This is a genomic window from Sporosarcina sp. E16_3, from assembly GCF_017347125.1.
GTDB lineage: Bacteria > Bacillota > Bacilli > Bacillales_A > Planococcaceae > Sporosarcina.
Window position 1 is genome coordinate 28,566 of record NZ_JADPRX010000015.1, and the last position, 13,932, is coordinate 42,497.

Genomic DNA, 13,932 nt, shown 5'->3' on the forward strand with positions numbered 1-13,932 from the left:
CACACAAAAATATTACAACAAAAAGGATGGTTATGATGAAGAAAATTGCAATTACATTGATGATGTTTGCGTTAATGGCTTTACTAGTAGCTTGCGGAACGAAAGAAGAAAAACCTTCAGAGAAAACAACTGGCGACAATAAAGAGGCTGAAACAGTAGAAGTTGGAAAAGAAGAAACAATTACCATCAAGCACGAATATGGTGAAGCAGTAGTTAAGAAAAACCCTGAGAAAGTTGTCGTTTTCGACTTCGGTACTCTTGATACACTGGATGCACTTGGAGTTGAAGTAGCAGGACTTCCACAATCGAACGTTCCATCTTACCTTTCAAAATATAAGGATGAAAAGTATGCGAACCTTGGAAGTTTGAAAGAGCCGGATTTTGAAGCGATTCATGCACTAAAACCAGATGTTATCTTTATCTCTGGACGTCAAGCACCATTATTTAAAGAACTTAGTGAAATTGCGCCAACTGTCTATGTTGGTATTGATACAGCAGATTACATGAAATCATTCAAACATAACATGGAACTGATTGCAGAAATATTTGGTAAAGAAACTGAAATGACAGCTGAGCTTGCTAAAGTTGATGAGCAAATTGCTGCAATCAAAGAAAAAACAGGAAGTTACGATTCAAAAGCATTGATTCTCCTTGGAAGTGAAGGAAAAGTAAGTGCTTACGGACCAAGTTCACGTTTTGGCCTGATCCATGATGTATTCGGTTTTAAAGCGGCGGATGAAAAAATTGAAGTATCTACACACGGTCAAAACATTACATTTGAATATGTCCTTGAAACGAATCCAGATGTTCTCTTCGTCGTAGACCGTGATGCAGCAGTGGGCGGCGACGCTAGTGCAAAAGATTCGATTGAAAATGAGTTAGTAATGAAAACAAATGCTTATAAGAATGATAAAATCGTTTACTTGAATGCTGAGTACTGGTACCTGTCAGGTGGCGGGCTTATCTCGATGAAAGAAATGATTAAAGAAGTAGAAGCAGGATTGTAAACTAAAAGTAGAGCCGGTCCACTGAAAAGTGAATCGGTTCTTTTTTGATTAGATGTTAAGTTAGGTAAACTCGTAGCATACAATAGTGCTAACCTAGAAATAGAAAGAAGATGTATGCATGGATGGAAATGTACTGTTTGCATTCGCCCTTACTGTTTTTGCGGGACTAGCAACGGGAATCGGTAGCTTACTTGCATTTTTTACAAAAAGGACGAATACAAAGTTCCTCTCGATGGCCCTTGGGTTTTCAGCGGGCGTTATGATCTACGTGTCACTGGTCGAAATATTTGTAAAAGCAAAAGATGCACTTGTTTTGGACCTTGGCCTTACCAATGGTTATTGGGCGACAATCGCTGGCTTTTTTGGCGGAATGCTGCTCATTGCAATTATCGATCGACTGATACCAGCGATTGGGAATCCGCATGAAGTGAAGAGTGTCGAACACGTGAATGCAGGTCCGACGGATGCTGAATATGCCAAGCTGAAAAAAATGGGCATGTTTACGGCCCTCGCTATTGCCATTCACAACTTTCCAGAGGGAATTGCAACATTTACTTCGGCATTACAAGACCCTACACTTGGAATCGCTATTGCTATCGCTGTTGCAATACATAACATTCCAGAAGGGATAGCTGTCGCTGTACCAATCTATTTTGCGACGGGTAATCGCAAGCAAGCATTCAAGTTGTCGTTTCTTTCTGGATTGGCAGAGCCGGTTGGCGCGATCGTGGCTTATCTTATTTTAATGCCCTATTTGAACGGCATTATGTTCGGAGTAATTTTTGCTGCTGTTGCAGGCATTATGGTGTTCATTTCAATCGATGAATTACTTCCGGCAGCTCGGGAATACGGTGAGGCACATTTGTCGGTCTACGGTTTTATGGCTGGAATGGTCTTCATGGCTGTCAGTCTCGTGCTTGTCGCGTAAAAAAACCTTTGTGTGTATTTGATATGTGAGGTATACTGACAGGTGTAAAGACACCCAGTTACACACTACACTACAAGGGGTAGACAAATTATGAAAAAACCGAAACAGGAAATTTCTAGAAATAAATTATTAGGGCTAGCAGGAACGGGCTGGATGTTCGATGCAATGGACGTCGGAATACTGTCATTCGTTATCGCGGCACTTGCAGTAGAATGGCAGTTGACGCCTTCTCAGATGGGCTGGATAGGTAGTGTCAACTCGATTGGGATGGCAGTCGGCGCATTAGGGTTTGGAATGCTTGCGGATAAAATTGGTAGGAAAAACGTATTTATGATGACGCTTGTCTTGTTCTCTGTGGCTAGCGGTTTGTCTGCGCTGACGATGACGCTTACTGCTTTTCTAATCCTTCGCTTTTTTGTCGGAGCAGGGCTTGGCGGCGAGCTGCCAGTCGCGTCGACATTGGTATCTGAAAGTGTTGCGGCGCATGAACGGGGACGGGTTGTCGTTCTTCTTGAAAGCTTTTGGGCGGCAGGTTGGCTGCTTGCAGCCTTAATCGCTTACTTTGTTATTCCAAACTATGGCTGGAGACTTGCATTAATTATTACGGCGTTGCCGGCATTTTATGCCATCTACCTTCGACGCAGATTACCGGATTCACCGAAGTTTGAGTTGGATGGAAAACCTAAACAGTCAGCAATAGAAAAAATTAAAACACTCTGGTCGAAAAAGTATGCGCGACGAACACTTATGCTTTGGATTGTCTGGTTCACAGTGGTATTTTCGTACTATGGCATGTTCCTATGGTTGCCAAGTGTCATGGTGTTAAAAGGTTTTAGTTTGATCAAAAGCTTTGAATACGTACTCATTATGACGTTCGCCCAATTGCCAGGCTATTTTACGGCTGCTTGGTTAATAGAAAGGGCAGGACGGAAATTCGTCCTTGCTACGTATCTTCTTGGAACTGCAGCGAGTGCGTTGTTCTTTGGTAACGCGGAAACACTTCAATTACTCCTTATTTCGGGTGCACTGTTATCCTTCTTTAACTTAGGTGCTTGGGGAGCTTTGTACGCGTATTCACCAGAACAATATCCGACTGCAATTCGTGCAACGGGATCAGGAATGGCGGCAGCGGTTGGTCGTATTGGCGGTATATTTGGACCGTTGCTCATTGGTTCGCTTCTCGCTGCCGGCTATGGATTCGATACGGTTTTCAGCATCTTCTGCGGCGCAATTATAATCGGTGTGTTAGCGGTTGTTTTCTTAGGTACAGAAACAAAACAAATGGAATTGGAATGAATGATGGGCCTGCCTTTAGTAATGAGGGCAGGCCTTTTTTATTTTACCAGATGAAACTTCCACCGCTCTTCATCCGTAAAAGAGGTAAGGATAAAGGGGATGAGATTATGTCAGTACGCGAATTTACTGTAACTATTTCACCAGCGGCGGCAATGAATGTTATTGAGACATTCGTTGTGTTGGAAAAGTATTATATGCGGTCCAGCAACCGCGCGTCTCTTACTGTGACAATTGATAATTTAGAAGGACAAACGAAAGTCCATGCGGTCGCATCCGGCAGTTCAGAGGGGATGTTCATGCGCTTTGATTGGGGCGCGGGAAATAATTTTGCAAACAGTGTGGAATCAGCATTGGGATCGTATATAGTGGGGTAGAATGAAGGATTGGGCCAATAAACAACATCCGGCCAAAAATAAACAACACAATACGCCAATAAGAATAAAGTCTAGAGTCTTTCCTTTTGATGGAAAGGCTTATTTTGTTAAAATGAAAATATAAGAAGGGGAGTGCTCAGATGTTCCGGATACCTGAATCGATTGCGAATCTAGGCAGGGATCGGATAGCGGGTTTTCCTGTGGAGGGGTTCCTTTACGGAGAAGGTCCCAAAAAACCGAAGCTGATGTTAATTGGTGAAGCACCTGGTGAATTCGAATTGGTTGATGGCATTCCCTTTATCGGTCGTGCGGGGAAGGAACTGATGAAATCACTTGCGACGATCGGTTTAACACGTGAAGACGTCTACATTTCAAGTGCGGTGCGAAGCAGACCGTATAAATGGGGGACGAAAAATAATCGAGATGGGACGACAACTGAACGCAAATATAACCGACCACCGACAATTAAAGAAATTTTGGCACATGCGCCAGTGCTCGATTATGAATTAGCGAACATTGAGCCGAAACTCATCGTCACACTTGGTAACGTCGGATTGCAGCGGTTACTTGGCAAAGAGGCAAAAGTAACCGAACTGCACGGTCAGCTGTTGGAGCGACCCATTCACTATTTAAATGAGCTAGAAGATACCACATTTAACTGGACAAAAAAGTTGTACAAGATTGTGCCGACATTTCATCCAGCATCTATCTTTTACAGGCCATCGCATCGCCCTTCGCTAGATGCAGATTGGTTGGAAATCGGTCGCATATTACGAGAAGCAGATAGAAGAAATACAGAAGGAGGAGTTCTATGATCCGCTTTGAGAATGTAACAAAACGTTTTACGGATGGAACGGAAGCATTGAAGAATGTATCTTTAACAATCCCTACACATAAGTTAACGGCCATTATTGGCCCTTCTGGCTGTGGAAAAACGACGCTTATGCGGATGATTAATCGGCTGGAAGTGCCGACAGAAGGTGCCGTCTATATCGATGAGCTACCAATTTCTGAACGAGATGAAGTGGAGCTACGCCGTTCAATCGGCTATGTCATCCAACGGATTGGTCTCATTCCTCATATGACAATTGAAGATAATATTGCACTTGTTCCTGAATTACTAAAATGGGATAAAGAGAAAATTGCCCTACGTGTCGATGAACTACTTGATATGGTGGATCTCAATCCAGCTGTATTTAAGAAACGTTATCCTTTTGAACTATCAGGCGGTCAACAACAGCGTGTCGGTGTTAGCCGAGCGCTTGCGAGTGACCCGAACATTATTTTAATGGATGAGCCCTTTTCGGCACTCGATCCTATCAGCCGAGAACAGCTCCAGAAAGAATTGAAGAAGTTACAGAAGAAAATCAAAAAGACAATTGTATTTGTAACACATGATATGGACGAAGCGCTCGACATTGCAGATGTAATTGTTATTATGCGGGACGGCCAAATTGAGCAGATATCCTCACCCGCTGAATTAATTGAAAAACAAGCGAACGATTTTGTTCGTGACTTCATCGGAATTGAGCGGATAGACAGGCAGCGTAATTTCGGTCAGAGGCCTATTAAAGAGTTCGCCAAATTCTTTGATGAAACATGGACAGGTGAAGTAAGGGAAGTAGCTTCGATGCTGACAGTCGATGACGCAATTACTGTTCTGAATGCCTATCCTACTAATCGTCTTGCCATAGCGGAAGATGGAGTTGTGATTGGTTATATTGGTCATCATTCACTCTTGCAAGCTTCAATGGATAACGGAAAATGGGTGAAGTCATGAAGAACTTTATCGAGACGCTGACCAGTCGTTCAGACATGATTATAGAAGCTTTTCTTCAACATATTTTCCTGTCATTTGTTGCACTAGCCATAGGGATACTCATTGCCTTACCGGCTGGAATGCTGGTTGCTCGTCATCGTCGTTTTGCAGAGCCAATCATCGGTGTAGCAGCGATTTTACAGACGATACCAAGTCTTGCGTTGTTTGGTTTTCTTGTACCGCTCATCGGAATTGGCTCAAAGACCGCACTGATTGCACTTATTATTTACGCGCTGTTGCCAATCATACGGAATACATATGCAGGTCTTACAGGTGTCGATGAAGCGATTGTCGAAGCCGGACGTGGAATGGGGATGACCCCGAACCAAATCTTGAAGAAAATCGAGTTTCCGATTGCATTGCCTGTCATCATGGCAGGTATCCGGACAGCTACTGTGCTGACGGTCGGTATTGCTACGCTTGCAACGTTCGTCGGCGCAGGTGGACTGGGAGATGTGATTTACAGGGGGTTACAATCGTATAACAATGCGCTTGTTCTTGCAGGGGCGCTGCCAGTCGCATTACTCGCCATCGCTTTTGACTTTATCCTGAAATGGGTAGAGAAGAAGGTAACACCAAAAGGAGTCCAACATTGATAGGGGGAAAAAAGATGAAAAAAGGATTGGGAATTATGTTGCTTTCGTTGACATTGCTACTTGGTGCATGCGGCGGTAAAGAGGAAATTGTTATTAGCGGAAAACCGTGGACAGAGCAATTTATACTGCCACATATTTTGGGTCAATACATTGAAGCGGAAACGGATTATAAAGTGAAATACAAAGATGGCCTAGGTGAAGTGGCAATCATGACGCCAGCACTTGAAAAAGGCGACATCGATCTTTACGTGGAATATACAGGGACGGGTTTGAAAGACGTCCTGAAGGAAGAATCGAAAGCGGGGGAGAGTTCTGAAAGCGTATTCGACCGTGTGAAAAAAGGGTACGAAGATAAATTCGAAGTCACATGGCTTGAGCCGCTTGGTTTTGAAAACGGTTATACACTGGCCTTCACAAAGGATAAAGAATACAAAGCATCCACTTATTCCGACTTGGCTGCGATTTCAGCAGCTGAAGATATGGTTTTCGGCGCACCACATGCTTTCTATGAACGGAAAGGTGACGGTTTCGATGATATGGTAAGTTCTTATCCATTTACATTTAAAGATACAAAGAGCCTGGATCCGAACGTTATGTATGAAGCAGTGAAAAATGGGGATGTTGATGTTATTCCAGCGTTCACGACGGACAGCCGCATTCAGATGTTCGATCTTGCAACAACGGAAGATGATTTGGGCTTTTTCCCGAAATATGACGCAGCCCCAGTTGTCCGTCAGGAAACATTGAAGCAATTCCCCAACCTTGAAAAAGTACTAAACAGTTTAGCAGGGAAAATCACTGAAGAAGATATGTTAAAAATGAATGCCCGCGTCGATTTGGATAAAGAAAAACCGGAAGATGTTGCAAAGGACTTCCTAATTGAAAAAGGATTAATCAAGAAATAAGAAAAGCGCAAGCGCCTTGGTAGACCCGAAAAGCGCTGGAAGGCATTAAGATAAAGGCGTTCTTTGCCTTTACCTTAATGACTGAAGCGACTCGAGGGGCTAGGCGCTGAAGCTGGACAATAAGAAAAGCGCAAGCGCCTTGGTAGACCCGAAAAGCGCTGGAGGGCATTAAGATAAAGGCCTTCTTTGCCTTTAACTTAATGACTGAAGCGACTCGAGGGGCTAGGCGCTGAAGCTGGACAATGAGAAAAGCGCTGGAGCTTAGACACTGCTCCAGGTTGAAAACCTTATACTTTACCCTTTTAACAAAAAACCGTTCCCGCAAGATTGGGAACGGTTTGCTTAATTCATACAGGATATTTCTCGGCATTTTTCTTCATCTTCGCACGCGCAGCTTCTTCTAAGTCAATGCCGAGAAGATCAGCGAATTGCAATAGATAAATAAACACATCCGCCGCTTCATCCATGATTTCCTGCTTATTATGAGCGATTGCTTCCTCACCAGATTTCCATTGGAAGTGTTCCAGCAGCTCGCTTGCTTCTAATGAAATTGAAATGGCAAGATTTCGAGCATCATGATTTTCACCCCAATTGCGCGCTTTTGTGAATTCACGTATTTCGGTTTGTAGTTTTTCCATATTTATCTCATCCCATCGACTGTTTTTCTTGAGTATACGGTATTTAGAATTGGAATTATAGGGCATAGTAGGATTGAAGTGGAGGGCGATTGCTATGTATACACCTATAGATAAATCATTTTTTGAAGCACCTGTACTTGAACTGGCCAAAAATTTACTGGGGCAATATATTGTTCACGAGCAACCGGAAGGAACTATTGTGGTTCGTATTGTGGAAACGGAAGCGTATCACGGACCTGAGGATCAGGCGGCACATAGTTTTGACAATCGGCGAACGAAGAGGACAGAAGTAATGTTTGGAACTGCTGGACTCGTCTATACGTATCAAATGCACACACATACCCTAATGAATGTTGTAGGTGGACCAGAAGGGACACCACATGCAATACTTATCCGTGCTGGAGAACCAGTAGAAGGATTTGAACTGATGCAGGCAAATAGGGGACCTCATTTGAAAATGAAAGATTGGACGAATGGGCCAGGTAAATTAGCGAAAGCCCTTGGCGTGACAATGCAGTATTACGGTCATCATTGGACAGATGGGCCATTGTTTATTGCAGAAGGTGCTGTACCGGAAGAAATTATGGCGGGTCCTCGGGTGGGGATTGGGAATTCTGGGGAAGCCGTTCATTATCCTTGGCGCTTTTATGAAAAAGATAATCCGTACGTCTCAAAGTATCGGCCTTAAGTGCGGCTATTGCTACAAGTGAATCTATGCTAAAGGCGATAATTTGATAAAAATCGACTTGAAATGGGTGGGTTCAAAATATGCGGACGAAGAAGTTATTTCGTACAAAAAATAGTTTGTGATATGTCGAAGGACTGTTGATAAACTAATGTTTAATAGATAATAATTGAAGACTTTTGACTATCAAATTGTGTTGCGAAAATAGTTTTTTAAAAAAGAGTCCAGGTAACTGGTCTTTTTTTTATTGAAAAGGTTCCACAAGAGTGATAAGTTAGAACAGTACCACAACGCACGAGGTTATATTTCTGACTATTTCGTTGAGTTAAAATTCTTAGTGTGGTGAAATATTGGGGGGACATCATGAAAAACATACTTAAAATGGGAAGCGCTTTCATCGGAATTATTGTTGGTGCAGGATTCGCTTCAGGCCAGGAAATTCTACAATATTTTACAAGTTTCGGACTTTTAGGTATTGTAGGGGCAATTGTGTCTACAGCACTGTTTGCCTATCTGGGAATGACGCTTACTCGACTTGGGAGTCGTATGCGGGCCACATCACATAAAGAAGTTATTTACAAAATAAGTGGTCGTTATTTAGGTATAGTTGTGGATTGCATAATTATTTTAACACTATTTGGCGTTGGGGCCGTTATGATAGCGGGGGCAGGTTCCAATTTGAACCAACAGTTTGGTTTACCGCCATTCGTTGGTAGTTTACTAATGGTAGTTCTGGTTTTCTTAACTATATTACTTAATGTCGATAAAGTGGTTGGTGTTATCGGCAGTATTACACCATTTCTAATCATTTCAGTCATTGGTGTCTCGGTGTACTGTATAGCGACAATGGGGGATGCAACATTTACAGCGCTCGATTCAGTCGCAACTTTAGTACCGACGACGCTACCGAACTGGTTCATCTCGGCAATAAACTATGTGTCGTTCAATATCGCAGTAGGTGCTTCCATGGCACTTGTCATGGGTGGAGCGGAGAAAAATGAAAAAACAGCAGCGTGGGGCGGTTTTGTCGGCGGACTTGGTCTTGGTCTACTTATCTTGCTAAGTCACTTGGCAATCTTCTCACGGATCGATACTGTTGCTGATGCTGATTTACCGATGTTAGCAATTATGAACGATATTTCGCCTATACTTGCTACTTTCATGGCGTTCATTTTGTACGGTATGATTTTCAATACGGCTGTCAGTATGTACTATGCTTTCGGCGCACGTTTCATCCCGGCAGGTACAAAAGGGTTTAAAGGTTTTGTGTTTATCACACTAATAATTGGATTTGGCTTGAGCTTTTTCGGCTTTAAAAATCTTGTTGCCCATTTCTATCCGTACATTGGTTACCTAGGTTTGTTCCTTGTCGCGGCGCTTATCTACATATCATTCAAATTACCTGCGAAGGCTAGCAGATAAGACTATTTCAAAACAAGTATAGGGACGGCCACGAAGTGTAGCTTCGATGACCGCCCCTTTTTTTTAGCAAAGTTTGTGTCGAAAAGAAGTCGATTCTTCAGGGAATAGGGCGTATATACACGCATTTGGGTTGAATTGATTCTATAAAAAATGGTTTAATGGACATAGTTAACTTGGAAGGGTGAACAGCTTGCTTCACTATCGAACTTACGAAATTAGCCCGACAACACCTTGGGTGACATTCATACATGGCGCAGGCGGTAGTTCTTCCGTCTGGTTCAAGCAAATCCGGGAATTTAGGAAACAGCATAACGTTCTCCTAATTGACCTTCGAGGACATGGACAATCTGCCGGTGGAATGTGGAAAAAAGGGGATACATTTACGGATATCTCAAGGGAAGTAATTGAAGTGCTGGACGAAGTCGGCATAAAAGACACGCATGTTATCGGCATGTCACTTGGTACGATCGTCGCTCAAACAATGGCAGATAATTTCCCACAACGTGTAAACTCACTTATTCTTGGTGGGGCGATTATCCGTTTTGATATTCGAACAAAGTTATTATTATTGGGAGGGCGTGCAGTAAAGCGTTTTGTCCCTTATATGCTCCTTTATAAATTATTCGCTTATATTATTATGCCGCGTAAACAGCATGAAGAATCGCGGATGGCTTTCGTCAACGAAGCTAAAAAGGTATATCAGAAGGAATTCATTAGATGGTTTTCTCTTACTAAGCTAATCAATCCATACTTGACTCGCTTACAAGCTTCGACAACGGACATACCAACATTATTCTTGATGGGTGAGGAAGATTATCTTTTCATCCCCCCGATTGAGGAAGTTGTCCGTAAAAATAAAGGATTTGAATTCATAAAAATAGAAAAGTCAGGACATGTCTGCAATATCGACCAACCAGAAATGTTCAACAAGTTAGCCATTGATTATATAGCTAAAATCGAACAAAGAAAAGCCGCCATCCAACTGGGATGACGGCTTTTTTGCAGATTGATAATTAGCACTTCTGTTGATTAACTATTTACTTGCATAAAATACTGGTGAGAAGGGCTTGCTTATTTTAGCAAAGAGTATACATCTAATCATGTGATGCCTTATAAAAGCGACACATCTTTAAAATAAAAAAGGAAAAACCATAAAGAAAGTATCAGCCGCCAAAATTGCATCTTTGGCGGCTTTTCTCCAGGTAAAAAGCATGCTATTCTTTCGTCCCCAAAAGCATCAGCACGCTGTGTACTAATGCATTTGGAGCGCGACGGATGAAGGACCACCATACGATTACCGAAAAAATATGCAGGATGCGACGAAGTCGCATCCTGCATATCCAGACATCTCGGTAATCGTATAGAAGTCATTCAATCTATAGCAATCCAAAAGCGCAACTATACAAGTAGCGCCCAGTGGTTAATCAAGTTATTCACTGGTTACATTTCTTAAATTCAGTCAGGTGTGACAAATTATGCATTTACAAGTTCTAGCTCTTCTGCAGGACCGAAGAATTCGAATTTTATTTTTTCTTCTGAAATACCCATTGCATATAGATCTTTAATGACGGCCTGCATGAAAGGCGTTGGTCCACAAACATAGATGTCGCTGCCTTCAATGACGTTAGCAGCAAGGAAATCTCGGTTGATGAAGCCATCCCCTTCTTCTGAATACAGCACAGCATAAGTTGAAGCGGGCATGGATTCATTCAACAAGCGTAATTTTGCATCGAATGCTTGATGCTTACGTGTACGTGCGGAATGCAAGAATGCGGCCGGCCGTTCTGGTGTGTTTTTGGCAATTGACTCAAACATGCTCATCATTGGTGTGATACCAACACCACCGCTGATAAGTGTCACTGGATTTTTGCTTTCCACATCAAGATGGAATACACCAGCAGGAACACTTACTTCTACCGTGTCGCCGACATTCATTTCTCGATGAAGGTTAACGGACATTTTCCCGTTCGGCGTGACTTCATCTTCGCGTTTAACAGAAATTCGGTATAAATCATCTGTAGGCGCTTGTGACAAACTGTATTGGCGATTCAAGGTATAGTCTTCGCCGGGAATTGTGACACGTAACGTAATATATTGTCCTGGTTTATAAGAAGGTAGTTTTTGACCATCAACAGGTTTTAAATAGAATGATGTAATGACATCACTTTCGATTACTTTTTCTGCAATAACGAAGTCTTTGAATGTTTTCCAACCGCCGTCCATTTGTTCGGCTTTTTCGTACATCTCTTTTTCGATACCGATGAAGACGCCTGCGATTACTTCATAGGCTTCTCCCCATGCACCAATAATTTCAGGAGTTGCTGCATCGCCTAATACTTCTTTAATAGCGCCTAATAGATGGTAGCCGACGATTGGATATTGTTCTGGTGTAATGTTGAGTGATTTATGTTTGTGCGCAACTTGAACGACAGCCGGTAAAACAGCTCCAAGGTTATCAATGTTTGCAGCTGCTGCGTAAACCAAACCTGCTAGTGCGTTTTGCTGGCGCCCTTGTGATTGATTGGCGTGGTTGAAGATGTTCAGAAGTTCAGGATGAGCTTTGAACATATTTTTATAAAACACAGTTGTAATTGTCTTGCCGTGTTGCTCCAATACAGGTACTGTTGATTTGATAATGGCAATGGTTTCTTGTGATAGCATGTTGTAGCACGACCTTTCATAGTTGTTAATACAAGAATATACCATAGCGATGCCTAAAGATATATTTAAAATACATCTTTAAGAAGTGTTAGATAGTTAGTCACATTTCTTTCACGATATGGACACAAACGTTATAATAGTATCTGAAAGAGCGGTGAAATTATGCGTCTTACGATGTATACAGATTTTTCCTTGCGTGTTTTAATATATCTCGGAGCGAAAGAGACTGGAGAAATATCGACGGTTCAGGAGATTTCAGATACGTATAGCATCTCGAAAAACCATCTGACGAAAGTAGTGCACGAGCTTGGGAAGATGGGCTTAATCGAAACGATACGCGGTCGTGGCGGTGGTATCAGGATGAAAGTAGAGCCTGAAAACATCAATGTCGGAGAACTTGTTCGTAGGACGGAAGATGATTTTCATCTTGTTGAATGCTTTAATTCTGAATCGAATAGTTGTATACTTTCCCCGGTTTGCAGATTAAAAGGTGCATTGCACGAAGCGTTGAATGCTTATTTAGCAGTTTTGGATAACTATACAGTGGCGGATTTTATCGTTAATAAAGATGAGCTCAAAGCGATTTTGTTTGACCGGCCATTATGATAAAATGAAAAAGAATATAAAAAGCAGGGGGCTATTTTTCATGGAAAAAGTTTTTGTTTTAGGACATAAAAATCCTGATACCGATTCAATTTCATCGGCAATCAGTTACGCATATTTAAAGCAGCAATTAGGAATGAATGCTGAAGCAGTAAGACTAGGCGATATAACGAATGAAACGGCTTATGCGCTTGATTATTTTGGTATCGAAGCACCACGTCTAATCGAGAAAGCCGCGCCGGAAGTAGCGAAAGTCATTCTTGTCGATCATAATGAAAAACAGCAAAGCGTGGATGACATTGATGATGTTCAAGTAATCGAAGTTGTTGATCATCATAGAATTGCTAACTTTGCAACAAACGATCCACTTTATTATCGTGCAGAGCCTGTAGGGTGTACGGCAACGATTTTAAACAAACTATATAAGGAAAACGGTGTTGAGATTCCGAAAAGTATTGCTGGCCTAATGCTATCTGCACTTATTTCGGATTCACTATTGTTCAAGTCACCAACGTATACAGACCAAGACCGTGCTGCAGTTGAAGAATTGATTGCTATCACAGGCGTGGATGCACAAAAATATGGACTGGCTATGTTGAAGGCTGGTGCTGATTTGAGTGGTAAAACGCTCGAAGACCTTGTGAAACTTGATGCGAAAGAATTTGGCATCAATGAAGTGAAGATTGAAATTGCACAAGTGAATGCAATTGATATCAATGATGTTATGAATCGTCAAGCAGATTTGGAAGATCTTTTATACCGTGTCATTGCTGAAAAAGGACTCGATCTGTTCTTATTCGTTGTAACGGATATTTTGAACAACGACTCAATCGTTTTGGCACTTGGTAAAGAAGCAGAACGTGCTAGCGCGGCATTCAATGTTACGCTTGTGAACAACACGGCAACATTGAAAGGTGTCGTTTCCCGCAAGATGCAAATAGTCCCCGTGTTGACTGAAGCATTGAAATGAAGTGAATTGAAAAAGGTTGCAGTCCGCC

The 13,932-nt window shown here is 42.1% G+C and carries 15 protein-coding genes; 13 read left to right on the plus strand and 2 right to left on the minus strand.

Annotated features, from left to right (window positions below):
- Window positions 1-35: 35 nt before the first annotated feature.
- The 8 genes from I2483_RS10470 to I2483_RS10505 all read left to right on the plus strand — a co-directional run bounded on the left by I2483_RS10470 (window position 36) and on the right by I2483_RS10505 (window position 6,925).
- A complete protein-coding gene (locus I2483_RS10470) occupies window positions 36-1,007 on the plus strand; it encodes a siderophore ABC transporter substrate-binding protein (RefSeq protein WP_207175716.1) in 972 nt (323 codons plus the stop codon).
- Window positions 1,008-1,125: 118 nt separating this feature from the next.
- On the plus strand, window positions 1,126-1,935 hold the full coding sequence (zupT, locus tag I2483_RS10475) for a zinc transporter ZupT (RefSeq protein ID WP_186672320.1): 810 nt from the start codon (window positions 1,126-1,128) through the stop codon (window positions 1,933-1,935).
- A 90-nt stretch (window positions 1,936-2,025) separates the two neighbouring features.
- Entirely contained in the window at window positions 2,026-3,231 is a 1,206-nt protein-coding gene (locus tag I2483_RS10480; RefSeq protein WP_207175718.1) for an MFS transporter, read from the plus strand.
- Window positions 3,232-3,338: 107 nt separating this feature from the next.
- Complete coding sequence (locus I2483_RS10485; RefSeq protein ID WP_207175719.1) at window positions 3,339-3,605, plus strand: DUF6054 family protein; 267 nt, start codon at window positions 3,339-3,341, stop codon at window positions 3,603-3,605.
- A gap of 140 nt (window positions 3,606-3,745) precedes the next feature.
- Complete coding sequence (locus I2483_RS10490; RefSeq protein ID WP_207175722.1) at window positions 3,746-4,420, plus strand: uracil-DNA glycosylase; 675 nt, start codon at window positions 3,746-3,748, stop codon at window positions 4,418-4,420.
- A complete protein-coding gene (locus I2483_RS10495) occupies window positions 4,417-5,385 on the plus strand; it encodes an ABC transporter ATP-binding protein (RefSeq protein ID WP_207175724.1) in 969 nt (322 codons plus the stop codon). Before I2483_RS10490 ends, I2483_RS10495 begins: the two co-directional genes overlap by 4 nt.
- Complete coding sequence (locus tag I2483_RS10500) at window positions 5,382-6,020, plus strand: ABC transporter permease (RefSeq protein WP_207175797.1); 639 nt, start codon at window positions 5,382-5,384, stop codon at window positions 6,018-6,020. The genes I2483_RS10495 and I2483_RS10500 overlap by 4 nt, the downstream gene beginning before the upstream one ends.
- Window positions 6,021-6,034: 14 nt before the next feature.
- Window positions 6,035-6,925 (plus strand): glycine betaine ABC transporter substrate-binding protein, encoded by an 891-nt coding sequence (locus tag I2483_RS10505; RefSeq protein ID WP_207175726.1) that lies wholly within the window; start codon window positions 6,035-6,037, stop codon window positions 6,923-6,925.
- A gap of 347 nt (window positions 6,926-7,272) precedes the next feature.
- Here I2483_RS10505 and I2483_RS10510 read toward each other — a convergent pair whose 3' ends face one another.
- The gene (locus I2483_RS10510; RefSeq protein ID WP_207175728.1) at window positions 7,273-7,563 is read right to left on the minus strand and encodes a nucleotide pyrophosphohydrolase; all 291 of its coding nucleotides are present in this window, start codon (window positions 7,561-7,563) and stop codon (window positions 7,273-7,275) included.
- A 94-nt stretch (window positions 7,564-7,657) separates the two neighbouring features.
- On the opposite strand from I2483_RS10510, the gene I2483_RS10515 reads away from it, so the two are divergent.
- The 3 genes from I2483_RS10515 to I2483_RS10525 all read left to right on the plus strand — a co-directional run bounded on the left by I2483_RS10515 (window position 7,658) and on the right by I2483_RS10525 (window position 10,661).
- A complete protein-coding gene (locus I2483_RS10515; RefSeq protein ID WP_186672307.1) occupies window positions 7,658-8,251 on the plus strand; it encodes a DNA-3-methyladenine glycosylase in 594 nt (197 codons plus the stop codon).
- A gap of 360 nt (window positions 8,252-8,611) precedes the next feature.
- Complete coding sequence (locus I2483_RS10520) at window positions 8,612-9,670, plus strand: YkvI family membrane protein (RefSeq protein WP_207175730.1); 1,059 nt, start codon at window positions 8,612-8,614, stop codon at window positions 9,668-9,670.
- A gap of 190 nt (window positions 9,671-9,860) precedes the next feature.
- Window positions 9,861-10,661, plus strand: coding sequence for an alpha/beta fold hydrolase (locus I2483_RS10525; protein WP_186672294.1), 801 nt, complete (start codon window positions 9,861-9,863; stop codon window positions 10,659-10,661).
- 482 nt (window positions 10,662-11,143) lie between these two features.
- Here the strand turns inward: I2483_RS10525 and hmpA are convergent, their stop codons facing one another.
- The gene (hmpA, locus tag I2483_RS10530) at window positions 11,144-12,331 is read right to left on the minus strand and encodes an NO-inducible flavohemoprotein (protein ID WP_207175732.1); all 1,188 of its coding nucleotides are present in this window, start codon (window positions 12,329-12,331) and stop codon (window positions 11,144-11,146) included.
- A 162-nt stretch (window positions 12,332-12,493) separates the two neighbouring features.
- Here hmpA and I2483_RS10535 point away from each other — a divergent pair, with 162 nt between their 5' ends.
- Together I2483_RS10535 and I2483_RS10540 are read left to right on the plus strand one after the other, a co-directional pair.
- A complete protein-coding gene (locus I2483_RS10535; RefSeq protein WP_186672289.1) occupies window positions 12,494-12,937 on the plus strand; it encodes an RrF2 family transcriptional regulator in 444 nt (147 codons plus the stop codon).
- A gap of 40 nt (window positions 12,938-12,977) precedes the next feature.
- Window positions 12,978-13,904 (plus strand): manganese-dependent inorganic pyrophosphatase, encoded by a 927-nt coding sequence (locus tag I2483_RS10540; RefSeq protein ID WP_207175734.1) that lies wholly within the window; start codon window positions 12,978-12,980, stop codon window positions 13,902-13,904.
- Window positions 13,905-13,932: the final 28 nt, after the last annotated feature.

Bases quoted from the DNA above. Each gene is read 5' to 3' on its own strand.
- I2483_RS10510 (WP_207175728.1), bottom strand. From the start codon at position 7,563: ATGGAAAAACTACAAACCGAAATACGTGAATTCACAAAAGCGCGCAAT.
- I2483_RS10515 (WP_186672307.1), top strand. From the start codon at position 7,658: ATGTATACACCTATAGATAAATCATTTTTTGAAGCACCTGTACTTGAA.
- I2483_RS10535 (WP_186672289.1), top strand. From the start codon at position 12,494: ATGCGTCTTACGATGTATACAGATTTTTCCTTGCGTGTTTTAATATAT.
- I2483_RS10520 (WP_207175730.1), top strand. From the start codon at position 8,612: ATGAAAAACATACTTAAAATGGGAAGCGCTTTCATCGGAATTATTGTT.
- zupT (WP_186672320.1), top strand. From the start codon at position 1,126: ATGGATGGAAATGTACTGTTTGCATTCGCCCTTACTGTTTTTGCGGGA.
- I2483_RS10500 (WP_207175797.1), top strand. From the start codon at position 5,382: ATGAAGAACTTTATCGAGACGCTGACCAGTCGTTCAGACATGATTATA.
- I2483_RS10470 (WP_207175716.1), top strand. From the start codon at position 36: ATGAAGAAAATTGCAATTACATTGATGATGTTTGCGTTAATGGCTTTA.
- I2483_RS10495 (WP_207175724.1), top strand. From the start codon at position 4,417: ATGATCCGCTTTGAGAATGTAACAAAACGTTTTACGGATGGAACGGAA.
- I2483_RS10505 (WP_207175726.1), top strand. From the start codon at position 6,035: ATGAAAAAAGGATTGGGAATTATGTTGCTTTCGTTGACATTGCTACTT.
- I2483_RS10480 (WP_207175718.1), top strand. From the start codon at position 2,026: ATGAAAAAACCGAAACAGGAAATTTCTAGAAATAAATTATTAGGGCTA.
- hmpA (WP_207175732.1), bottom strand. From the start codon at position 12,331: ATGCTATCACAAGAAACCATTGCCATTATCAAATCAACAGTACCTGTA.
- I2483_RS10485 (WP_207175719.1), top strand. From the start codon at position 3,339: ATGTCAGTACGCGAATTTACTGTAACTATTTCACCAGCGGCGGCAATG.
- I2483_RS10490 (WP_207175722.1), top strand. From the start codon at position 3,746: ATGTTCCGGATACCTGAATCGATTGCGAATCTAGGCAGGGATCGGATA.
- I2483_RS10540 (WP_207175734.1), top strand. From the start codon at position 12,978: ATGGAAAAAGTTTTTGTTTTAGGACATAAAAATCCTGATACCGATTCA.